Below are 19,733 nucleotides of genomic sequence, written 5' to 3' on the forward strand. Positions count from 1 at the left end.
GTGGCTGCTAACGTAGAGAACGCACGTTCTCACGTCAAGGAGGGGCCGGGTCCATGGACAGCGACGTCGCGCGGGAGCAGGCACTGGACGCCGCCGAGAAGCTGTTCTACGGCCGGGGCGTCCAGGCCGTCGGCATGGACGCCGTCCGCACCGCGTCCGGTGTCTCCCTCAAGCGGCTCTATCAACTCTTCCCCGCGAAGGACCAGTTGGTGGAGGCGTATCTGGAACGCCGTGACCTGCGCTGGCGCGGACGTCTCGCCGAGTACGTCGAGCGGCACGATGATCCACTGGAGCGCGTTCCGGCCGTCTTCGACTGGCTGGAGGAGTGGTTCGGCGAGGCCGACTTCCGCGGCTGCGCGTGGATCAACTCCTACGGCGAACTGGGCGCGGCCTCGGAGCGCGTGGTGGCCCAAGTCCGCGCGCACAAGCGGGCGTTCCGCGAGTATCTCGCCGGTCTGGTGGCGGACGCGGGGCTGCCCGCCGTACTGGGCGGGCAGCTGTTCCTGTTGGCCGAGGGTGCCATGGTCACGGCGGGCATCACCGGGAGCGTGGAGCCGGCGGCGGAGGCTCGGGAGGCGGCCCGGTCACTGCTGCGGGTCCACTGAGGTCGAGCGGGGAGGCGGCGAGTGCCGTGAGCGTGGCGCGGGGCCGTCGGCGCGCTCGGCCGATCGACCCCGCACCCTCACATAGCTCAGCCCAGCACGTCGGACACGGTGATGGCGCTCACCGGGCAGGCTCGTGCCGCCTCCCTCAGCATGGGGTCGTCGCCCGTGTCCTCCCTGCCGGGCAGGACCGTGCTGTAGCCGTCGTCGTCCTGGGTGAAGACGCGTGGAGCGGCGAGGGCGCACTGGCCCGCCCCGATGCAGACGTCCTTGTCGATGTGGATTTCGGTGTGCATGGACCGCAGCCTCTTACCAGGTCACGGGGAGTTCCAGCATCCCCTGGATCGTGTCGCCGGGTTTGAAGGGGATCTCCTCCGCCGGGACGGCCAGCCGCAGGGTGGGCAGCCGGTCGAAGAGGCTGTGCAGGGCGATCTCCAGTTCGGCGCGGGCCAGGTTCTGGCCGAGGCACTGGTGGATGCCGAAGCCGAACGACACGTGGTGGCGGGTGGGCCGGTGCCAGTCCAGGGTGTCCGGGGCGGTGTAGACGGCCTCGTCGCGATTGATGACCGCCGTCGAGAAGAGCACGCCCTCGCCGGCCCGGATCGTCGTACCGTCCAGCTCGATGTCCTCGGCGGCGAGCCGTACCAGCCCGTCCACGATGGAGAGCGACCGCATCAGTTCCTCGACCGCGTCCGGCAACAGCCCCGGATCGTCCCGGAGTTCGGCCAGCCGCTCGGGGTGACGCAGCAGGGTGAAGGTGCCCAGGGAGATCATGTTGGCGGTCGTCTCGTGGCCCGCGACGAGGAGGATGACGGCGAGGGAGATCAACTCCGTGCGGTCCAGCGCCCCTTCGCTCAGCTGCTCCCGTACGAGGTCGTCCAACAACCCCTCACCCGGGTCCCGTTGCTTGCGGTCGATCAACTCGCCGAGATACGCGTCCAGTTGATCGCGGGCGTCCTGGCTGTCCTCGGCCTTCGGGCCGCGCAGCAGCCGTCGGGACTGAGCCTCGAAGAACTCGTGGTCGGCGTACGGGACGCCGAGCAGCGCGCAGATCACCATCGACGGCACGGGCAGCGCGAACGCGGGCACCAGGTCGGCGGTCGGACCCTGGGCGATCATCGCGTCGAGCCGTTCGTCGACGATCCGCTGGATGCCGGGCCGCAGCGCGGTGGCGCGCTTGACGGTGAAGCCGGGGATCATCATGCGCCGCTGGGTGCGGTGCTTGGGGTCGTTCTCACCGAGCAGTGCGACCCTCCGGTTCCGGACCGCGGCGAAGCGTTCGTTGATCACGGGGAAGTCGGGGTGGGTGCGGTCGGTGGACAGGCGCTGGTCGGCCAGCAGTGCGCGGGCGGCGGAGTGTCCGGTGACGAGCCATGCCGTGCGGCCGTCGTACAGGGTGATGCGGGTCAGCGGGCGGTCGGCGCGGAGGGGGTCGTAGCCGGTGGGCGGGTGGTAGGGGCAGGTGCGGTCCTGGGGGAAGGCGACGGGTTCGGTCGGGTCGGTCACAGCCGTCAGTTCCGTCATGTCCGTCATGGAAGACCTCGCAGACGATGAGTGCGTCGTGCCGATCTTCATTAGATGCCCGAGGCACCTATGCGGCCACCTGAAGTTCGGCCAGATCGATGGTCCCTACAATCTGGCTGAACCTGGTGGTCCGGTTCGCGCGCCGCCGGGGTCGCCTCGCGCCCGGCCCGGCGGCAAAGGCACCGACCACGGCGCGGGTGCCCTCGTCGTCGCGGTGACGGACGATCAGTCCGTTCCGGACGCTGGGACGAAGGGCACACCTGGCCCGATACGGCCGTCCGGTGGGCCTCGCGCTCAGCCGGATCTCGCCGAGCACCGACCACGACTGGCCCGAAGGCGTCACCCGGTGGAGGGGGCGTGGCCGAAGCGCGTCGCGGTGTGGATGAATCGCGCGCCGGCTGGTGTTGACTCGGTGCGAGACAGCCGTAGAACGCGAGATGGGACGGATGCCATGCCTCTTGAGGGTGAGTACGAACCCAGCCCGACGCAGTGGGTGCGCGAGCAGGTGGAGCTGTACGAGAGTTCCGGTGGCACCAAGGGGACGACACTGATGGACACGGGTCTGCCGGTCATCCTGTTGACGACGGTGGGCGCGAAGAGCGGGAAGATCCGCAAGACGCCGCTGATGCGCGTCGAGCACGACGGACGTTATGCCGTGGTGGCCTCGCAGGGCGGCGCGCCCAAGCATCCGGTCTGGTACTTCAACATCCAGGCCGATCCCCGGGTCGAGCTCCAGGACGGACCGCAGAAGTGGGACCTGACGGCCCGCGAGGTGACCGGCGCCGAGAAGGACGAGTGGTGGGAGCGGGCGGTCGCCGCGTATCCCCCGTATACCGACTACCAGACGAAGACGGACCGGCAGATCCCGGTGTTCGTCCTCGAACCGACCGACGCGAGCTGATCCCCTTTACCGCTCTCGGGCCCGGAGAAATTCTCTTGTTCCGGGACGCATGAACCGGTGTCCGCCGGGAAGCCGACGCTCAGGCCCCGCCGCGTTCCCCCGTCGCGGCGGGGCTTCTCCCTGCCTCCTCCGCCGGCCGGTCGGTGATGTCCAGGGAGATCTCGGCGGGGCGGCGGCTGCGGCGCAGCGCGGAGAGAGACCTCGTTGAGGCTCAGGCCACCGACTGCGCGGCCTCCGAGAGCAGGGCGGGTGATCCCGCGACCGGACCGCCGACGGCCTTGGCGACCGCGATCACCGGATGCGCGGCGAGTGCGGCGAGTGCGGCGAGGACGGTCCCTCTACCGAAGACCCGGCTTCGGTGACACCGTCGGGGTGCCGACCCGTGCCGACCCGCTCGTCCGCAGAAGGAGACCCCGTGGCCAAGACCAAGAAGAAGAAACTCCCCCTCGTCTACCAGCCCGTCGGCCTCGTCCTGGGCCTGGTGAGCGGTGCCCTCGCGGGGCGTGCCTTCCGCGCCACGTGGAAGGCGATACGGCACGAGGACGACGCCCCGGACCCCCTGGACCGGGACCGCGGCTGGGGCGAGATCCTGCTCGCCGCCGCGCTCCAGGGCGCCCTCTTCGCGGTGGCGCGCAGCGCGGCGGACCGCACCGGCGCGAAGGCCATCGAGCACTCGACCGGTATCTGGCCGGCGAAGGACAAGGGCGACCGGGAGTAAACCGCCTCAGCTCTGGTCGGCGGCCGGGAGTGACCCGCCCAGCCCTGGTCGGCGGCCGGGAGTGAGCGATCTCAGCCCTGGTCGGCTGCGGGGAACGAGCCGCCTGAGACTTGATCGGCTGCGGGAGTGGGCCGTCTCAGCCCTGGTCGGCGGCCGTGGGCGGTGTCGGGCGGAGTGTGAAGGAGTGGCCGGCCGGGTCCGCGTACACCCGCTCCTCGTACGGGCCCGGCATGTCCTTGGTCTCCAGCGGGCGTCCGCCGAGGCCGACGATCCTGCGCTCGGCCTCGTCCATGTCCGCCACCAGGAAGTCCAGATGGACCTGCTGGTTGTTCTCCGCGCGGGGCCAGCTGGGCGGGGTGGCACCGACGTCCCGGCGGAACGCCAGCCGGGTCCCGTCGGCGCCCCTGATCTCCACCTGGTCGAGCGTGATGTCCGTCTGCTCGCCGTCCAGCAACTCCGTGTAGAACACGGCGAGTTTCTCCGGCTCGACCGCGTCGAGCACGACGAAGCAAGCGTTCACGAGTGCCATGTGTCCTCCGAAGGTTCAGGCGCGCAAGGGTCGAGTCCGGTTGCCACGCACCCAACGGATATCCCCGTTCGGCGAGTTGATGCCGACGGCACGGCATCCGGGCCTCAGTCGGCCACCAGCCACTCCCCCTCGCGCATCAGGTCGCGCCCCGTGAGCTCGTTGGCCTCCCGCCAGGCCTGGACGCGTTGCGGGAGGACCCTGAAGTAGCTGTAGGGCGTGGCCAGTCGGCGCGGGTCGAAGCCGGTCTTCGAGGCGAAGATCTCGGCGTCCTCCTCGGGCAGGTCGGCGGGCGGCAGCATGACGACGGTGCCCTCGACCATCACGACGTCACGGGTCGGCCCGATGCCGAGCCGCGCGACGCCGGTCGCCGCGAGGTTGCGGCCGGTGGGACTCGCGGCCGGGGTCGCGAACAGCAGGGTCGTGCCGTCCCACACGAACGACAGCGGCACGAGACAGGGCGCGCCCCCGTCCTCGCCGGCCGTGGCGACCCAGGCGTCCTCATCGTGCTCCAGCCGACGGAGCGTGTCCTGCTTGCGCTGCTTCGCGGTGCGTGCGGGCTCTGGAGTCATGACCCCAGTCTGCCGCTCAGCCCTCCGCCGCCGCATTGATCTCGGCGAGGCGTGCCGCCACCGCGCCCAGCAGCAGATCCAGGGCGGCCGGGTAGGAGCTGTGCCGCATGGCCGCCACGAGATGACGGGCCGTGGCCGCGATGTGCGGGTACGTGTCGGCCGGCAGCCGCGCGTACGTCGCCTGCCATACGGCCGCCTCCGCGTCGCGGGCGGACTTCGGCAGCGCCGTGTTCGCGGAGTCGAGGGCGCCGAACGCGAGGGCCTGGTCGACGTAGGCGTGGTAGAGCCGCACCGCCTCGGCGTCGGGGAAACCGGCCCCGCGCAGCACCCCGAGGATCGCCTCCACGGCCTGGATCTCGTACACCCGCCCGGTCACCCGGTACGCGCTGAGCGCCGCCGCCCTCGGGTGCGCGAGCGCGCCCGCGTGCATCCGCAGCCCCAGGTCCCGCAGGTCGGCGCGCCAGTCGCCGGTGGGCCGCCAGGTGCGCATCGTCCGGCCGATCAGCTCGTCGGCGACCGCCAGCATCAGGTCGTCGGTGTGCCGGAAGTAGCGGTACAGGGAGCTGGGGTCGGCGCCGAGGGCGCGGCCGAGACGGCGCACGGAGAGAGCCTCGGTGCCGTGCTCCTCGATCAGTCTGAGGGCGGTCTCGACGATCAATTCCTCGGACAGGACGACGCCCTGCTTGGTGGGGCGTCTGCGCCGCCGGTCGGCGGCCGGGACCACGCGGTCGCTCATACGACGACCTCCTCGATGCTCGTGTCCAGGTGCCCGCACCTTATGACAACACCGTTGACCTGTTAAGTGCGCGGGCAGTTTCATGTGCGTTCACCGGGGCCGTTCGGGCCCCCCGGTGCGAGCGGAGAGCACGCCATGAACGACACGCCACCCCCGTCGGGGCCCGCACTGCGCAAGTCCCTCGGTCTGCTGGACGGCGTCGCCATCGCCGCCTCCAGCACCGCCGCGACCACGAGCATCGGCATCGGTCTGGGCGTGACCGCCGGGGTGGTCGGGCTGCATCTGCCGGCCATCATGCTGCTCGCGTTCCTGCCGATCCTGGGCATCGCGGGCGCCTACTCCCGGCTCAACAAGGTCGAGCCGAACGCGGGCAACGGCTATGTGTGGGTGGGCCGTTCACTCACCCCGTGGCTCGGCTTCCTGGTCGGCTGGGTGAACATCGTCGCGACGATCGCGTTCCTCGCCTACACCACGGCGGTCACCGGCTCGGCCATGATCCAGCTCGCCGGGGAGGCCGGCCTGCACCGCCTGGCGGGCCTCGCCCTCGACCCGGGCTCGACGGCCCAGACGACCGCCGTGGGAATCCTGGTCCTGGTCGCCGTCACCCTGACCGCCGTCACCGGCGTCCGCACCGCCGCCCGCCTCCAGACCGGCCTGCTGGTCTTCGAGTACGTGGTCCTGCTCGGCTTCTGCGGCTACGGCATCGTCACCGGCCCGCACGCCTTCAGCCTGAGCTGGTTCGACCCGTTCGCGATCCCCTCGGCGTCGGCGCTCGCGCAGGGACTGCTGCTCTCGGTGTTCTGCTACTGGGGATTCGAGGCCGCGTTCACCGTCAACGAGGAGGTGCGCGACCCGCGCGACGCGTCCCGGGCCGGCCTCATCACCCTGGTGACGATGCTGGGCCTGTTCCTGCTCGGCTCGATCGCGTTCCAACGGGTGCTGTCCGAGGGCGAGTTGGCGGGCCACGGCGCCCAGGGCCTGGCGTACTTCGGCGACCGCCTGGCCTCCCCACCACTGGCCGCACTGCCCCTGGTCGCGCTGATGTTCTCGGCGGTCGCCTCACTCCAGGCCGGCGTCATCCCCACCGCCCGGGGCATGTTCGCGATGAGCCGGGACCGCACGCTCGGCCCCGTCTGGTCCAGGGTCAGCTCCCGCTACGGCACTCCGGCCCTCGGTACCCTGCTGATCGGCGCGCTGGCGACGACGGTCGCGGCACTGGCACTGGTGATACCCCGCCTCGCCGACATGATCATGGCGACGGTGAACGCGGTGGGCATCGTCGTCGCGCTCTCCTACGCGCTGACCGCCCTCGCCGCCGCCGTACGGTTCCGCTCGCTCCTCCGGGAGGACTGGCGGCAGGGCGTGCGCGCGGTGGTGCTGCCCACGCTGAGCGCCATCTCCCTGCTGGGACTGGGCGGTTACCTCGGCTGGTCCTTCTACACCTCCACCGACCACCTCGAAGTCAGCGCGAACAACGGCTGGTTCCTGCTGCTCACCCCGCTGGCCATGATCGCGTCCGGCTTCGTCGCCGCCGCGTGGGCGAAGTGGGTGCGCAGGTCGCCGTACTTCCACTCGGGACAAGGCACCGACGCCGACGCCCCGCAGCTCCTCGCCACCTCTCGATGACCCCGCAAGGATACGGACCATGCACGCAGACCTCCTCTTCACCAACGGCCCTGTCCTCACCCCCGGGGGCCGCACCGCGACCGCCGTGGCCGTCACCGGCGACCGGATCACCGCCGTAGGACATGACGAGGTGCGCGAACTCGCCGGGCCGCGTACCCAAGTGGTCGATCTGGCGGGGCGGTTGCTGTTGCCCGGGTTCCAGGACGCGCATGTGCATCCGGTGCCTGCGGGGCTGGAGCTGACCCAGTGCGATCTGACGCGGGCCAGGACGGCCAAGGACACGCTCGCCGCGGTGCGGGCCTATGCGGACGCGCATCCCGAGCGGGAGTGGATCACCGGGGGCGGGTGGTCGATGGAGGCGTTCGAGGGGGGTACGCCGACGAAGGAGCTGCTGGACTCGGTCGTACCGGACCGGCTGGTGTATCTGCCCAACCGGGATCATCACGGTGCCTGGGTCAACAGCCGTGCCCTCCAACTCGCGGGCATCACACGGGACATGCCCGATCCGGTCGACGGACGGATCGAGCGGGACGCGTCGGGCGAGCCGGCCGGGACGCTCCAGGAGGGGGCGATGCAGTTGGTCGGGCGGCTCACACCTCCCGCCACACGGGCCGACCGGCTGGCGGCGCTGCTGCACGCCCAGCGGCATCTGCACTCACTCGGCATCACGGCCTGGCAGGACGCGCTGGTCGGGGAGTTCCTGGGGATGGACGATCCGTCGGACGCGTATCTCGCCGCCGCCCGGGACGGCTCGCTCACCGCGCGGGTCGTCGGCGCGCTGTGGTGGGACCGGGAGCGCGGCGCCGAGCAGATCCCCGAACTCGTCGAACGGCGGGCCGCGTTGAGCCACGGCCGGTTCCGGGCGGGCAGTGTGAAGCTGATGCTGGACGGGGTCGCCGAGACCGGCACGGCCGCCCTCCTCGACCCGTACCTCGACAAGTGCGGCTGCGCCACGGCCAATCGGGGCACCAGCTTCATCGACCCGGACCACCTGCCCAAGTACGTGACCGAGTTGGACGCGCTCGGCTTCCAGTGCCACTTCCACGCACTGGGCGACCGGGCCGTACGGAACGCTCTGGACGCCGTGGCGGCGGCGCGGGCCGTGAACGGGCCGAGTGACACCCGGCCGCATCTCGCGCATCTGCAAGTCGTGCACCCGGACGACGTGGCGCGGTTCGCGAGGCTCGGCGCGGTCGCGAACATCCAGCCGTTGTGGGCCGCGCACGAACCGCAGATGGACGAGCTGACGATTCCGTTCCTCGGGCCCGAACGGGCCTTGTGGCAGTACCCGTTCGGGGCGTTGCTGCGGTCCGGGGCCACCCTGGCGGCGGGCAGCGACTGGCCGGTGAGCAGTCCCGATCCGTTTCAGGGGATCCATGTCGCGGTCAACCGGGTCGAACCCGGGGGCGACGGGCCGGTGTTCCTGCCCGGCGAGCGGCTCGGGCTCGCCGAAGCTCTCACGGCGTACACCGCGGGCTCGGCGTACGCGAACCATCTGGACGACACGGGCCGGGTGGCGGCGGGGGCGTTGGCGGATCTGGTGGTCCTGGACCGCGACCCGTTCGCCGGTCCGCCGGAGGAGATCGCGGAGACGCGGGTGGCGCTCACCTATGTGGGAGGGGCGGGAGTGTACGCAGCTCAGGAGGCATGAGCAGTAACAGAGATCACGACCGGGGCACCGCGTAGATCATTTACGCTCTGGGCAGCCTCGTACCGCTTCTCGGTTCAACTTTCGCACCACGAAGCGCAGTTCGAGGGCGCGGGCGGTCGAACGGACCGCCCGCTCGCAGTGGGGGGACTCCGTGTTCCGTCTCCCGAAAGGAAGCGCATGCCTCAGGACGTCACCTTCGACCTCCCCTTCGACACCCCCGTCAGCGACCATCTGGAGTACGCCCGGGCCCGTCATCTGCGCTGGATCTGGGACATGGGCCTGGTGCGCAGCCAGGCCGGGTTCGAGGAGTACCGGTCGTGGGATCTCCCGCAGGCCGCGGCCCGTACCTATCCGCACGCGTCGGCCGCGGACATGGTCGTCCTGATGAACTGGTTCTCGCTGGCGTTCCTCTTCGACGACCAGTTCGACGCGAGCCAGCCCGACCGCGCCGACCGGATACTGGAGGTCGCGCGGGAGTTGATCGTCACGCCGTTGCGTCCGGCGGGCAGCAGGCCCCGGGTCGTCTGCCCGATCACCGTGGCCTGGACGCAGGTGTGGGAGCACCTTTCGGATGGCATGTCCCTGACCTGGCGGACCCGGTTCGCCGCGTCCTGGGGGCGGTTCCTGGTGGCGCACTGCGAGGAGGTCGACCTGGCGGCCCGGGGCATCGCGGGCACGCTGGACCTCGACGAGTACACCGAGTTCCGGCGTCGCACGGTCGGCATCCACCACAGCATCGACGCCGGCGAGCGCAGCCGCGGCTTCGAGGTACCGGCCCAGGTGCAGGCGCATCCCCTGATGGAACGCATGCGTGACCTCGCCGCCGACACCATCGGCTTCATGAACGACATCCACTCCTTCGAGCGCGAACGCCGCCGGGGAGACGGCCACAACCTGATAGCCGTGCTCCACCGCGAGCGCGGCCTGTCGTGGGAAGCGGCCGCCGAAGAGGCCTACCGCATGACGAACGCCCGCCTCACCGAGTACCTCGAACTGGAGTCCCAAGTCCCGCAGATGTGCGACGAGTTGTCCCTGAACGAGGGCGAACGCCTCCGGGTACAGCAGGGCGTGGAGGCCATCCAGCACTGGATCAACGGCAACTACGAGTGGGCGCTGGTGTCGGGTCGGTACGAGGCGGGGAAGGAAGGCCCGGCGGTGAAGGGTTCGGTGGACGACTTGTTGGCAGTGTGAGACGCAGGCGAGCTGCCCGGCCAAGGGCTGGGCAGCTCGCCTGCATTCAGGGGCGCGGGGCTGTATCAATGTGCGGCTCCGCCGCGTGGGCGCGACCAGCCACCACCCGCCCGCAGACGAAGAACCAGCCCCCTCACACCGCGAACTCAACCGGCAGACGGTCCAGTCGCGACTCCCACGTGGACGCCGTGGAAGTCAGCTCCTCCGCCGCCACCCCCAACCGCAACCCCGGCAGCCGATGCAGCAGCACATCCACCCCGACCTCGAGAATCGCCTGCCCGATACTCTGCCCGGGGCACTCGTGCGGCCCCGAACTGAACGCCAGATGCGACTGGTTGCCCTGCACGGACACCCCCGCGTCGGGCCGAACCTCCGGATCGCCGTTGCCCGCGGTGAGCCCGAGGACGAGCAGATCCCCCTCCTCGATCCGATGCCCCCCGAGTTCGAGATCCGCCGTGGCGAACCGCCCCGGCATGACGGCCAACGGCGGGGTGTCCCACATGACTTCCTCCACCACCGCCGAGACGGTCAACTGCCCGCTGACCAGCCCGGAAAGCCGCGAGGTGTCGGTAAGGATCCGCTGCAGCACCCGAGCCAGCAAGTTGCTCGTGGTGGTGTGCGCGGCGATCAGCACCAGCCGCAGATGCATCACGACCTCTTCCGCGTCGAGACCGGCAGGGTGCTCGATGAGCGCGGTGGTGAAATCGGAGCCCGGCTCGGCCCGTTTGCGGTCGGCGAGTTCACCGAGGATCTCGATGATGCGGTCGTTGTGCAGGAGGGCGTCCTCACCACCCTTGAGGACCTGGGCACTCGACTCGACGAGCCGGTTCCCGTCCGCCGCCGGGAGCCCGAGGATGCGAGTGAGGACGAGCATCGGCAGATACTCGGCGTAGTCCGCCACCAGATCGGCACGACCGGCGTCCGCGAACGCGTCGATCTGCTTGTTGGCGAAGTACGTCGCGTGCCGCCGGACACCTCGACCGGCCGCGGCCAGCAACCCGTCCGTCACCGCGCCGCGCAGCCTCCGGTGCGGTTCCCCGTCCTGCGAGACGCAGTCCGGGCGCCAGCCGACCATCGGCATGATCGGCGACGTGTCCGGCACCCGCCCCTCGCGCCAGTCGCGCCAGATCCGCGCGTCCCGGGTGAACTGCCGGGGGTTGTCCAGCACCCGCCGGTTGTCGCGGTAGCCGAGGACCAGCCAGGCGGGTACGTCGCCTTCGAGCAACACCGGTGCGACGGAGCCGTGTTGCCCGCGCAGCCGCTCGTAGATACCGCGCGGGTCGGTCGCCGCCTCCGGTCCGTAGAGCCGGGTGAGGTCGCCGGACGGGCCGTGCGCGACGGGGCAGCCGCGCGGGGCGTCGGTGCCGTTTAAGGTCTGGTCGGTCATCGGGGCTCCAGTGCGACGACGGCCGAGCGTTCCTTCAAGTGCCGTATCAGCGCGACCAGTACGTCACGGCTGGAGGAGCGGTCGCGGGCGTCGCAGGCCACGACCGGGATGTCCGGAGCGATGTCCAGGGCATCCCGTATCTCGTCGAGCGGATACTCCGGGGAGTCGGGGAAGACGTTCAGCGCGATGACGAACGGGACGTCCTGCCGTTCCATCTCCTCGATCGCCCGGAAACTGGAGGCGAGGCGGCGGGTGTCGACGAGGACCACCGCGCCGAGCGCACCCTTGAACAGGCCGTTCCACAGGAACCAGAACCGCTCCTGGCCGGGCGTCCCGAACAGGTAGAGGACCAGTTCGTCGTTGATGCCGATCTTGCCGAAGTCGAGGCTGACGGTGGTCTCCGTCTTGTCGGTCACCCCGATGAGGTGGTCGACGCCCGCGCTCGCCTGGGTGAGGGTCTCCTCGGTGGTGAGCGGCTTGATGTCGCTGACCGAGCGGACCATCGTGGTCTTCCCGGTGCCGAAACCGCCGGCGATCATCACCTTCACCGAGCGGGTGCCGTCACCCGCGGGTGAGCCGGGATGGTCAAAGCCTTTGAAGTCCACTGAGTACCTCCTCAAGGAGCGCGAGGTCGGGCCCGCGGCCGGCGTCGTGCGCCGGGATGGGGTCACGGGCTTCGACGCGGTCTGCCTCCAGCAGATCCGCCAGCAGCACCGCGAGAATGTTGAAGGGCAGTCGGAGGTGGGCGCCGAGTTCGGCCACCGACAGCGGATCGCGGCAGCGCCGGAGGATCTCCTCGTGCTCGTGCTGCATGCCCGGTACGGGGGCGGTGCGGGAGACGATGAGGGTCGCCACGTCGAGGCTCGACGCCGAGCCGCCCGGTCCGCTGCGCCCTCCGGTCAGGACGTAGTAACGCTCCAGGCCGGAGGGGTCTGCCGGCCGGCGGGGAGCACTCATCCAGAGTGCTCCTCCAGGCGCGGAGTGGTGCCGAGGAGCTCACCCATCCTGCGGGCCATGTCCCGCATCTGGTGCCCGAGCAGGCCCTGGTCGAGGCCCTCCCGGGCCAGCACGCCGAGATAGGTCTCCACGCCCGCGCGCACGACGAAGAGATGGCCGCCGTCGACCTCGATCATCGCCAGCCGCAACTGCCCCGCGTACTTGGGGAACTGCTCGGCGACCGGCTGGGCCAGCGCCTGGAGGCCCGCCACCACGGCCGCGAAGCGGTCCACGTCGTCGGGGTCCTCCGCGCCGAAGGAGGTGATCGCCTTCCCGTCGCTGGAGGCCACGAGGGCGAAGCGGATCTCCGGGATGGACTCCACCAGATCGCGGAGCGCCCAGCTCACGTCGGTTCCCTGTTGCGTCATGTGAACTAGTCGCTCTCTTCCGTGCTGTGCTCGGTGAACTCGCGGCCTGCGGACGCCGGTTCCTCCCCCGGGGTCTCCCGTCCGGCGGTGGCGAAGGCGGCCAGGCCGGTGAAGGAGGCGTCGGGCGGTACGGCGGAGACGGCCATCTCCCCGGTCCGCCCGGCGCGTTCGGCCGCCGGGGGCCGCGCAGTCTCGCCGCGTTTGCTACGGCGCCTGGGCAGTCCGCCGGGCGTGGTGTCCTCCGCCTCGGCGGTGCCGTCCGGGGTTCCGGCGCCGGACGGTACACGTGTCAGCGCCGCGGTCGCGGCCGTCGCGGCGGCCTGGAAGGACGGGGTGCCGGTCACGGCGGTCGGGGGGAGTTGGCTGAAGTACTTGTGCGGGACCACGACGACCACCGAGGTGCCGAGCCAGGGCGAGTCGGCGAAGGTGACGCGGATGCCGTAGCGGCGGGCGAGGGTGCCGACGACGCGGAGGCCGATGCTGGCGTCCTCCGAGATTCCGCCGAGGCCGGGTCCCGCGCCGGTGCCGGCGAGGGCGTGCTCGGCCTCGCGCTTGGACTCCTCGCTCAGGCCCTTGCCGGAGTCCTGGATCTCGATGCCGACGCCGTTGGGCACCTCCTTGCCGGAGACGATCACCGGCTCGGTGGGCGGCGAGTAGCGGGCCGCGTTGTCCAGGAGGTGGGCGAAGATCAGCGTGAGGTGGTCCACCAGACCGCCGTCGACGCCGAGTTCGGGCAGATGGCGTACGTCGACCCGGTGGAAGTCCTTGATACGGCCGATGCCGCCGCGGACCACGCTGAGCAGGCGCTGCGGCTCCTGCCACTGCCGGCCGGGCCGGTCCGAGCCGCCGAGTACACCGACGCTCGCGGCGAGACAGTCGGCGGGGCCGATCTCCTGGTCCAGCTCCATCAGACCGCGGGCGACGGCGGGCAACCGCCCGTGCTCGCCCTGGAGTTCGTGCAGTCGGCCGCGGAGCTTGCCGGTGAGCACGTGGATACGGTTGCCGATGCTGATGACGGCCTGCTCGGCGGCGGTGGAGCGGTTGAACTCCGCCTCGACGCCGATGAGCGAGATCCGCAGCACCTTGCGCAGTTCGGCCTGGAGCTCGGCGCTGACCTTCGCGCACTGGCCGGCGACCGGCAGCAGGTCGTCGATGGCGTCACCGGCGCGCAACTGCTCCAGCGCGTCCGGGAGTTGCTCGTCGGCGAGCCTGGCCACCGCGTCGAGCTGGTGGGCCAGCCGCTCCTGCCACACCTCGGCCTGGTCGGCGAGTTGCGCCTCGTAGGACGTGGCCTGCTCGGCCAGCCGCTCCTCGTACGCCCGTGCCTGCTCGGCGAGTTGCGCCTCGTAGGCGCCGGAGCGGTCGGCGAGCCGGGTCTCGTAGACACCGGAGTGCTCGGTCAGCCGCGCCTCCAGCGTGGCGCGCTCGGTGCCGAACTTCCGCTCCAGGCCCGCCACATGCTGCTGCCACTGCTGGGAGTGCTCGGCCTGCGCGGCCCGGAAACCGCTTTCGGCGCGACGCAGTTGAACCTGGCCGCGGACGAGCAGTCGTACGCACACGGCACTGGCCGCCGTGGCCGCCGCTCCGGCGACGGTCTCGGCTATTCGCTCCGGGCTCAGGAAGGTGGCGGCGACGGTCCCACCCCCTAAGGCCAGCGGCAGCAGCCACCAGCTGTACCAGGCGACAGGTGCCCGCGCCGCCGGTGGCGGAGTGGCGAGTTCCATCTGCATCCTTCGAAGCGACACGAACGAACAGGGGGGTGTGCGAGGACAGACCGCACTCAGGAGGACGCACCACGAGCCGACCGGTCACGATCACGTCAACTCGCTGCGCCGCTGGGGAGCTTATCTGGTTTGAACCGTAAAAGATCAACCTCAAGGCTGTGCGGAAGTGAGGGTTCCGTCACTCTCCGGAAAGTCTGAACATGGACATGTGCCCAGTTATGATGGACACCTGTCCAAGAAGACGAGGAGACCGCCGATCATGGAAACGCTCGCGAACGTGCTGGTGGGGCTGGTGGCCGCGCTGCATCTGTACATCCTGGTGCTGGAGATGTTCCTGTGGCAGAAGAAGCCCGGACGCGGTCTGCACGGCTTCGACCCCGAGATGGCGAGAGCCACCGCGCCCATGGCCGCCAACCAGGGCCTGTACAACGGCTTCCTCGCCGCGGGCCTGATCTGGGGCCTGATCGCCGCCGACCCGACCGGGTTCCGCGCCCAGGTGTTCTTCCTGAGCTGTGTCGTGGTCGCGGGCGTCTACGGCGCGGTGACGGCGAACCGGCGCATCCTGTTCGCGCAGGCGCTGCCCGGCGCGCTCGCCCTGGCCGCCGTCCTGATCGCCCGGTGAGCCGCGCCGAGCCCGAGGACCGGCGGGCCGCCCGCACCCGGGCCCGGCTGCGCCAGGCCCTCTTCGACGAGTGCGCCGAACACCCCCTGGAGGAGGTCGGCGTCGCCGCCCTCGCCCGCCGGGCCGGGGTCGGCCGGGCCACGTTCTACGTCCACTACGACGGCCTGGAAGCGCTTGCGGTCGACGCCTGCGCGGATGTCGTACGGGACGCGGTGGAGGCGCTGCACGCCTGGCGCGGCCGGCCCGACCCGGTGCACGCGCCGCCCGCGCTGCCGGAGTTCTTCGCCGGCCTGCTCCCCCACGCGGCCCTGTACCGCGCCCTGTTGAGCCCGGGCGGCGGCGGCCCGCTCGGCCGGGTCCTGCACCGGGACCTGCGCGCCTACAGTCTCCGCGAGCGCGAACTCGCGGGCGCGGCGGACGCTCCGCTGGTCGCCTCGGCCGTCGCCGGGACCTTCGGCGGGGTCCTGGCGGACTGGCTGCACGGGCTGTTGGAGGGCACGGCGGAGGAAATCGCCGACCAGGTGTGGCAGTTGCTGGTCGCCCTGCACATGAGCCGGTGACGGCCGCTCAGAGACAGCCCGTGCCGTCCTTGACCAGCGGCCACGCCTCCACACCCTCGGGCGTGCGGACATAGGCCTTCGACGCGTCCGCCGTGAGCCACAACTGCCGGTCCTGGTACCGGTATCCGGTGTCGCGAGCGGTGCCGGGCATGCGGACGTCGCCGTCGTACGGGGCGGTGAGCATGCCGGGATCGAGCACCCCGTCCGGATCGCGGGCGTAGAGCCTGCCCTTCTCGCCTTCGCCGGTCCGCAGGAAGTGTGCCTTCCGCCAGTCGCAGTGCGCGGCACCGGCCGAACTGCTCAGCACCGTGGTCGGCACCCGCTTGCCGTCCCTGTCGGTCCAGATCTCGTATCCGTGCGCCTTCGTGAAGCTCGCCGGGAGTTCGGCCGGGTCGCAGGAGGCGCTGGTCTCCGGTCCCCAACCCGGCCTGTTCTTCCCGTCCTTGGCGACGACGACGGCGACCTTCGTGCGGCCCGCGACGTCGTAGGAGAACAGGACGCGCCCGCTCTCCTCGCGCTCGACGCGGTAGCCCGTGCGCGGCACGTCCGGCTGCTCGATGGCGAAGTACGCCCGCAGGCCTCCCTCGGGGGTCCTGCCGCCGTCGCCCCTGCTCCACGCGTCGGCGGCGCCGCTCTCGTAGATCTTCCCATCGCACTCCAGCGCCCGGCCGGCGGCGCCCGGCCTGTCGGAGCCGCTCGCCGGTACGTACAGCGGCCCGTCGTAGGGCGTGGCCGGTGCTGTGCCCGCGACCACGACGTCTCCCCCGCCCTTGCTGCCGCATCCCACCGCGGTCGCGGCCACCAGCGCGGCGACCGCCGCGAGCCCTCTGCGCATGCCCTGCTCCCTCACGTGTTGTTCCTACGACGCGCGGGCGGCCCGGAACGTTGGGGGATCAGCGGGTTTCCTGGAACGTACGCCGATACGCCTGCGGCGAGACCCCGATCGCCGCGTGCAGGTGCTGCCGCAGGGACGCGCCCGTCGCGAAGCCGACGCGGCCGGCGATCTGGTCGACGGACAGGTCGCTGGCCTCCAGCAGGTCGCGAGCGCGGGCGACCCGCTGCTGGATCAGCCAGCGGCCGGGGCTGAGGCCCACCTCGTCGTTGAAGCGGCGGGCGAAGGTGCGCAGGCTCATGCCGGCGTGGCGGGCGAGGTCGTTCAGGGCGAGGGGCTCGTCGAGGTGGGTGAGGGCCCAGTCGCGGGTGGCCGCCGTGCTGGTGGCTCCGCACTCGGGCACCGGGTGCTCGATGTACTGGGCCTGGCCGCCGTCCCGGAACGGCGGGACGACGCAGCGGCGGGCGACGGTGTTGGCGAGTTCACTGCCGTGGTCCGTGCGCACGATGTGCAGACAGACGTCGACTCCGGAGGCCGCGCCGGCGGAGGTGAGGATCCGGCCGTCGTGGACGAAGAGCACGTCCGGGTCCAGGTCGACCTGCGGATACAGCTCCCGGAAGCGGTCGACGACCTGCCAGTGGGTGGTGGCGCGGCGGCCGTCGAGAAGTCCGGCGGCGGCGAGCACGAAGGCGGCCGTGCAGATCGAGACGATCCGCGCGTCCGGGCGGATCCGGGCGAGGGCGCCAGCGATCTCGGCGGGCAGCCCCTGGGGGATGCGCGGGGTCGCCATGGAGGCGACCACGACCGTGTCCGCCGTCTCCAGGATCTCGGGGCCATGCTCCACCGTGACCGAGAAGTCGGCGTTGGTGCGCACCGGACGGCCGTCGACGGTGCAGGTCAGCACCTCGTAGCGGCCGTCGGCGGCGCCGAGGATGCGGCTGGGGATGCCCAGTTCGAAGGGGTAGACGCCGTCGAGCGCCAGGACCACGACCCGTTCCACGTGCTGCATGGCACGATTCTATCGAAGGTTGGCCATCGTGCCATTTTCTTGTCGCGCGGGACCCGGCAGGCTCAATGACCATGAGCACTGTGAACACCATGCGCGTCATCACTCAGCACGTCCTCGGCGGTCCCGAGGTCCTCGAAGCAGCCGAGGTCGAGCGGCCCGCGCCGCGCGCCAACGAGATCCTGATCGAGGTGCGGGCCGCCGGAGTCAATCCCACCGACTGGAAGCACCGCGCCACCGGCGGGTTCCTCGGCGAGCCGCCCTTCGTCCTGGGCTGGGACGTCTCCGGCGTCGTCGATTCCGTGGGTGTCGGTGTCGCCCGCTTCAAGCCCGGCGACGAGGTCTTCGGGATGCTGTCCTACCCGTGGGGCCACGGCTCGCACGCCGAGTACGTCGCCGCTCCGGCCCGCGCCTTCGTCCGCAAGCCGGCCGGGATCGACCACGTCCAGGCGGGCGCGCTGCCCCTGGTCTCGCTGACAGCGTGGCAGGCACTGGTGGAGAACGCGGACCTTCAGCCGGGGCAGCGGGTGCTGATCCACGCGGCGGCCGGCGGGGTCGGGCATGTGGCGGTGCAGATCGCCAAGGCGCGCGGCGCGTATGTGATCGGCACGGCGAGCGCGGGCAAGCACGACTTCCTGCGCGAGCTGGGAGTGGACGAGGCGATCGACTACCGGGAGACCGACTTCACCGAGGCCGTGAAGGACGTGGACGTGGTCCTGGACACGCTCGGCGGCGAGACCTCGGTCAAGTCGCTGCGTGTGCTGCGGCCGGGCGGGGTCGTGGTGTCGATCATCCCGATCGGCACGGCGGAGTTCCCGGAGGAGGCCGAGCGGCTCGGGGTACGGGCGGTCCGGATGCTCGTCGACGCCGATCGCGCCGACATGGAGGCGATCGCGGAACTCGTCGCGGCGGGCAGGCTGCGCGCGACGATCGCCGGGACGTTCCCGCTGGCCGACGCCGCCGAGGCACACAGGCTCGGCGGCACCGGCCGGACTTCGGGCAAGCTGGTGCTGACGGTCGACTGAGTCAGAAGGTCGACACGGGCCGGTGACTCAGAGGTTCAGAAGGTGAGCACGGGCTTGATGGCCTTGCCCGCGCTCATGTCCCGTACCGCCTGGTCGATGTCCGCGAACGGATAGGTGCTGATCAGGCGGTGCAGCGGGAGCCGCCCCTCCTTCACCAGCTGCACGAGCGCGGGGATGAAGCTCTGCGTCTCGCTGTCGCCGAGGGTGAGCCCCTCGATCCGCTTCCCGGGGATCAACCCGTTGACGTCCAGGGCGACTTCGCTGCCGAACGGCGGCGCCCCTACGACGACCAGCGTGCCCCGGGCGGCGAGCGCGTCGGCGCCCTGGCGGAGGACCGCGACGCTGCCGGTGGTCTCCACGATGCCGTCGGCTCCCTGTCCGTCGGTCAGTACCGCGAGGGTCTCACCGAGGTCGCCCTCGGCCGCGTTGATGGTGTGGGTGGCCCCCAACTCCTTTGCCAGGGACAGGCGTTCGGCGACCTTGTCGACGGCGATGATCCGGGTGGCGGGGGTGAGGGCGGCGGCCATGACGGCGGACAGACCGACGGCTCCGGCGCCGAGCACCACGACCGTGTCGCCCAGTCGCGGCTTGAGTACGTTCCAGACGGCGCCGACACCGGTCTGCACTCCGCAGCCCAGCGGGGCGATCGACTCCAGCGGCACGTCCGGGTCGACCTTGACGAGGCTGCGTTCGTCGACCAACGCCCGTTCGGCGAAGGAGGACTGGCCGAAGAAGTGCCCGCCGAGGGGCTCCCCGTCGCGGCTGATGGTGCTGCTGCCGTCGGCGCGGCGACCGCCGATGAGGTTCATCGGCAGCCAGGCGGCGCAGTAGGCGGGGTGTCCGCCCTGGCAGTTGCGGCAGTCGCCGCAGGACGTGAAGGACAGGACGACATGGTCGCCGGGTGCGACACCGGTGACGGCGGAGCCGACCTCCTCGACGACACCGGCGCCCTCGTGACCGAGAACTCCGGGGAGCGGGAAGGGCAGTCCGCCGCTCGCGACTCCGAGGTCGGTGTGGCACAGGCCTGTCGCGACGACCCGGACGAGCGCCTCGTGCGGGCCCGGCTCGGCCAGTTCGACGTCGGTGAGGGTGAACGGTGCGCCGCCCGACTCGACGACGGCCGCGCGCGTGGTGGTGGACATCGTACGAACTCCTTGGTGGGTGCG

General features: G+C 71.1%; 22 protein-coding genes. 9 read left to right on the forward strand and 13 right to left on the reverse strand.

The window, feature by feature from the left end; all coding sequences use genetic code 11:
- The first annotated feature begins 53 nt into the window (after positions 1-53).
- A complete protein-coding gene (locus tag ACIQBL_RS10500; RefSeq protein WP_401939198.1) occupies positions 54-605 on the forward strand; it encodes a TetR/AcrR family transcriptional regulator in 552 nt (183 codons plus the stop codon).
- A gap of 86 nt (positions 606-691) precedes the next feature.
- Here ACIQBL_RS10500 and ACIQBL_RS10505 read toward each other — a convergent pair whose 3' ends face one another.
- Both ACIQBL_RS10505 and ACIQBL_RS10510 read right to left on the reverse strand, forming a co-directional pair.
- Positions 692-898 (reverse strand): ferredoxin, encoded by a 207-nt coding sequence (locus ACIQBL_RS10505; protein WP_401939200.1) that lies wholly within the window; start codon positions 896-898, stop codon positions 692-694.
- A gap of 13 nt (positions 899-911) precedes the next feature.
- The gene (locus tag ACIQBL_RS10510; RefSeq protein ID WP_401939201.1) at positions 912-2,135 is read right to left on the reverse strand and encodes a cytochrome P450; all 1,224 of its coding nucleotides are present in this window, start codon (positions 2,133-2,135) and stop codon (positions 912-914) included.
- A 442-nt stretch (positions 2,136-2,577) separates the two neighbouring features.
- Between ACIQBL_RS10510 and ACIQBL_RS10515 the strand changes: the two genes are divergently transcribed.
- A complete protein-coding gene (locus tag ACIQBL_RS10515; protein WP_401939202.1) occupies positions 2,578-3,027 on the forward strand; it encodes a nitroreductase family deazaflavin-dependent oxidoreductase in 450 nt (149 codons plus the stop codon).
- A 415-nt stretch (positions 3,028-3,442) separates the two neighbouring features.
- Positions 3,443-3,745 (forward strand): DUF4235 domain-containing protein, encoded by a 303-nt coding sequence (locus tag ACIQBL_RS10520; RefSeq protein ID WP_401939204.1) that lies wholly within the window; start codon positions 3,443-3,445, stop codon positions 3,743-3,745.
- Positions 3,746-3,881: 136 nt separating this feature from the next.
- Here the strand turns inward: ACIQBL_RS10520 and ACIQBL_RS10525 are convergent, their stop codons facing one another.
- From ACIQBL_RS10525 to ACIQBL_RS10535, 3 genes are all read right to left on the reverse strand, one after another.
- Positions 3,882-4,274, reverse strand: coding sequence for a VOC family protein (locus ACIQBL_RS10525; RefSeq protein WP_401939207.1), 393 nt, complete (start codon positions 4,272-4,274; stop codon positions 3,882-3,884).
- Between the two features lie 104 nt (positions 4,275-4,378).
- Positions 4,379-4,843, reverse strand: coding sequence for a pyridoxamine 5'-phosphate oxidase family protein (locus ACIQBL_RS10530; RefSeq protein ID WP_401939210.1), 465 nt, complete (start codon positions 4,841-4,843; stop codon positions 4,379-4,381).
- 16 nt (positions 4,844-4,859) lie between these two features.
- Positions 4,860-5,579, reverse strand: a complete 720-nt coding sequence (locus ACIQBL_RS10535; protein WP_401939211.1) for a TetR/AcrR family transcriptional regulator — start codon at positions 5,577-5,579, stop codon at positions 4,860-4,862.
- Between the two features lie 135 nt (positions 5,580-5,714).
- On the opposite strand from ACIQBL_RS10535, the gene ACIQBL_RS10540 reads away from it, so the two are divergent.
- The 3 genes from ACIQBL_RS10540 (at position 5,715) to ACIQBL_RS10550 (ending at position 10,047) form a co-directional block, all read left to right on the forward strand.
- Positions 5,715-7,205 carry an APC family permease gene (locus ACIQBL_RS10540; protein ID WP_401939214.1) on the forward strand — a complete coding sequence of 497 codons (1,491 nt, stop codon included), beginning with the start codon at positions 5,715-5,717 and terminating at the stop codon, positions 7,203-7,205.
- A 19-nt stretch (positions 7,206-7,224) separates the two neighbouring features.
- Positions 7,225-8,856, forward strand: coding sequence for an amidohydrolase (locus ACIQBL_RS10545; RefSeq protein ID WP_401939215.1), 1,632 nt, complete (start codon positions 7,225-7,227; stop codon positions 8,854-8,856).
- 177 nt (positions 8,857-9,033) lie between these two features.
- Complete coding sequence (locus tag ACIQBL_RS10550) at positions 9,034-10,047, forward strand: 7-epi-alpha-eudesmol synthase (protein WP_401939217.1); 1,014 nt, start codon at positions 9,034-9,036, stop codon at positions 10,045-10,047.
- Between the two features lie 133 nt (positions 10,048-10,180).
- Here ACIQBL_RS10550 and ACIQBL_RS10555 read toward each other — a convergent pair whose 3' ends face one another.
- The 5 genes from ACIQBL_RS10555 to ACIQBL_RS10575 are packed head-to-tail and all read right to left on the reverse strand — an operon-like array spanning position 10,181 to position 14,522.
- The gene (locus ACIQBL_RS10555; RefSeq protein ID WP_401939219.1) at positions 10,181-11,434 is read right to left on the reverse strand and encodes a cytochrome P450; all 1,254 of its coding nucleotides are present in this window, start codon (positions 11,432-11,434) and stop codon (positions 10,181-10,183) included.
- Positions 11,431-12,039, reverse strand: a complete 609-nt coding sequence (locus ACIQBL_RS10560) for a GTP-binding protein (protein ID WP_401939221.1) — start codon at positions 12,037-12,039, stop codon at positions 11,431-11,433. Before ACIQBL_RS10560 ends, ACIQBL_RS10555 begins: the two co-directional genes overlap by 4 nt.
- Positions 12,020-12,391, reverse strand: coding sequence for a DUF742 domain-containing protein (locus tag ACIQBL_RS10565; protein WP_401939223.1), 372 nt, complete (start codon positions 12,389-12,391; stop codon positions 12,020-12,022). The genes ACIQBL_RS10560 and ACIQBL_RS10565 overlap by 20 nt, the downstream gene beginning before the upstream one ends.
- Entirely contained in the window at positions 12,388-12,798 is a 411-nt protein-coding gene (locus tag ACIQBL_RS10570; RefSeq protein WP_043670271.1) for a roadblock/LC7 domain-containing protein, read from the reverse strand. The genes ACIQBL_RS10565 and ACIQBL_RS10570 overlap by 4 nt, the downstream gene beginning before the upstream one ends.
- 5 nt (positions 12,799-12,803) lie before the next feature.
- Positions 12,804-14,522: an ATP-binding protein gene (locus ACIQBL_RS10575; protein WP_401939225.1), complete on the reverse strand. Its 1,719-nt coding sequence runs from the start codon at positions 14,520-14,522 to the stop codon at positions 12,804-12,806.
- Positions 14,523-14,781: 259 nt separating this feature from the next.
- Between ACIQBL_RS10575 and ACIQBL_RS10580 the strand changes: the two genes are divergently transcribed.
- Positions 14,782-15,144, forward strand: coding sequence for a DUF1304 domain-containing protein (locus ACIQBL_RS10580; protein WP_355911344.1), 363 nt, complete (start codon positions 14,782-14,784; stop codon positions 15,142-15,144).
- On the forward strand, positions 15,141-15,704 hold the full coding sequence (locus ACIQBL_RS10585) for a TetR/AcrR family transcriptional regulator (protein WP_401939226.1): 564 nt from the start codon (positions 15,141-15,143) through the stop codon (positions 15,702-15,704). Before ACIQBL_RS10580 ends, ACIQBL_RS10585 begins: the two co-directional genes overlap by 4 nt.
- Positions 15,705-15,711: 7 nt before the next feature.
- Here the strand turns inward: ACIQBL_RS10585 and ACIQBL_RS10590 are convergent, their stop codons facing one another.
- Together ACIQBL_RS10590 and ACIQBL_RS10595 are read right to left on the reverse strand one after the other, a co-directional pair.
- The gene (locus ACIQBL_RS10590) at positions 15,712-16,539 is read right to left on the reverse strand and encodes a hypothetical protein (RefSeq protein ID WP_401939228.1); all 828 of its coding nucleotides are present in this window, start codon (positions 16,537-16,539) and stop codon (positions 15,712-15,714) included.
- A gap of 58 nt (positions 16,540-16,597) precedes the next feature.
- Positions 16,598-17,545, reverse strand: a complete 948-nt coding sequence (locus tag ACIQBL_RS10595) for a GlxA family transcriptional regulator (RefSeq protein ID WP_401939231.1) — start codon at positions 17,543-17,545, stop codon at positions 16,598-16,600.
- A gap of 71 nt (positions 17,546-17,616) precedes the next feature.
- Here ACIQBL_RS10595 and ACIQBL_RS10600 point away from each other — a divergent pair, with 71 nt between their 5' ends.
- Entirely contained in the window at positions 17,617-18,567 is a 951-nt protein-coding gene (locus ACIQBL_RS10600; protein ID WP_401939234.1) for an NADP-dependent oxidoreductase, read from the forward strand.
- A 35-nt stretch (positions 18,568-18,602) separates the two neighbouring features.
- On the opposite strand, the gene ACIQBL_RS10605 is transcribed toward ACIQBL_RS10600, so the two are convergent.
- Positions 18,603-19,709 (reverse strand): NAD(P)-dependent alcohol dehydrogenase, encoded by a 1,107-nt coding sequence (locus tag ACIQBL_RS10605; protein ID WP_401939236.1) that lies wholly within the window; start codon positions 19,707-19,709, stop codon positions 18,603-18,605.
- Positions 19,710-19,733 lie beyond the last annotated feature (24 nt).

It is taken from the genome of Streptomyces sp. NPDC088350 (genome assembly GCF_044753545.1).
In the GTDB taxonomy this organism is placed as follows: Bacteria; Actinomycetota; Actinomycetes; order Streptomycetales; family Streptomycetaceae; genus Streptomyces.

Excerpts from the sequence above, each read along its gene's own strand:
- ACIQBL_RS10570 (WP_043670271.1), bottom strand. The coding sequence starts at position 12,798 with ATGACGCAACAGGGAACCGACGTGAGCTGGGCGCTCCGCGATCTGGTG.
- ACIQBL_RS10525 (WP_401939207.1), bottom strand. The coding sequence starts at position 4,274 with ATGGCACTCGTGAACGCTTGCTTCGTCGTGCTCGACGCGGTCGAGCCG.
- ACIQBL_RS10590 (WP_401939228.1), bottom strand. The coding sequence starts at position 16,539 with ATGCGCAGAGGGCTCGCGGCGGTCGCCGCGCTGGTGGCCGCGACCGCG.
- ACIQBL_RS10575 (WP_401939225.1), bottom strand. The coding sequence starts at position 14,522 with ATGGAACTCGCCACTCCGCCACCGGCGGCGCGGGCACCTGTCGCCTGG.
- ACIQBL_RS10550 (WP_401939217.1), top strand. The coding sequence starts at position 9,034 with ATGCCTCAGGACGTCACCTTCGACCTCCCCTTCGACACCCCCGTCAGC.
- ACIQBL_RS10595 (WP_401939231.1), bottom strand. The coding sequence starts at position 17,545 with ATGCAGCACGTGGAACGGGTCGTGGTCCTGGCGCTCGACGGCGTCTAC.
- ACIQBL_RS10515 (WP_401939202.1), top strand. The coding sequence starts at position 2,578 with ATGCCTCTTGAGGGTGAGTACGAACCCAGCCCGACGCAGTGGGTGCGC.
- ACIQBL_RS10580 (WP_355911344.1), top strand. The coding sequence starts at position 14,782 with ATGGAAACGCTCGCGAACGTGCTGGTGGGGCTGGTGGCCGCGCTGCAT.
- ACIQBL_RS10600 (WP_401939234.1), top strand. The coding sequence starts at position 17,617 with ATGAGCACTGTGAACACCATGCGCGTCATCACTCAGCACGTCCTCGGC.
- ACIQBL_RS10500 (WP_401939198.1), top strand. The coding sequence starts at position 54 with ATGGACAGCGACGTCGCGCGGGAGCAGGCACTGGACGCCGCCGAGAAG.
- ACIQBL_RS10535 (WP_401939211.1), bottom strand. The coding sequence starts at position 5,579 with ATGAGCGACCGCGTGGTCCCGGCCGCCGACCGGCGGCGCAGACGCCCC.
- ACIQBL_RS10605 (WP_401939236.1), bottom strand. The coding sequence starts at position 19,709 with ATGTCCACCACCACGCGCGCGGCCGTCGTCGAGTCGGGCGGCGCACCG.
- ACIQBL_RS10540 (WP_401939214.1), top strand. The coding sequence starts at position 5,715 with ATGAACGACACGCCACCCCCGTCGGGGCCCGCACTGCGCAAGTCCCTC.
- ACIQBL_RS10530 (WP_401939210.1), bottom strand. The coding sequence starts at position 4,843 with ATGACTCCAGAGCCCGCACGCACCGCGAAGCAGCGCAAGCAGGACACG.
- ACIQBL_RS10555 (WP_401939219.1), bottom strand. The coding sequence starts at position 11,434 with ATGACCGACCAGACCTTAAACGGCACCGACGCCCCGCGCGGCTGCCCC.
- ACIQBL_RS10545 (WP_401939215.1), top strand. The coding sequence starts at position 7,225 with ATGCACGCAGACCTCCTCTTCACCAACGGCCCTGTCCTCACCCCCGGG.
- ACIQBL_RS10505 (WP_401939200.1), bottom strand. The coding sequence starts at position 898 with ATGCACACCGAAATCCACATCGACAAGGACGTCTGCATCGGGGCGGGC.
- ACIQBL_RS10510 (WP_401939201.1), bottom strand. The coding sequence starts at position 2,135 with ATGACGGACATGACGGAACTGACGGCTGTGACCGACCCGACCGAACCC.
- ACIQBL_RS10565 (WP_401939223.1), bottom strand. The coding sequence starts at position 12,391 with ATGAGTGCTCCCCGCCGGCCGGCAGACCCCTCCGGCCTGGAGCGTTAC.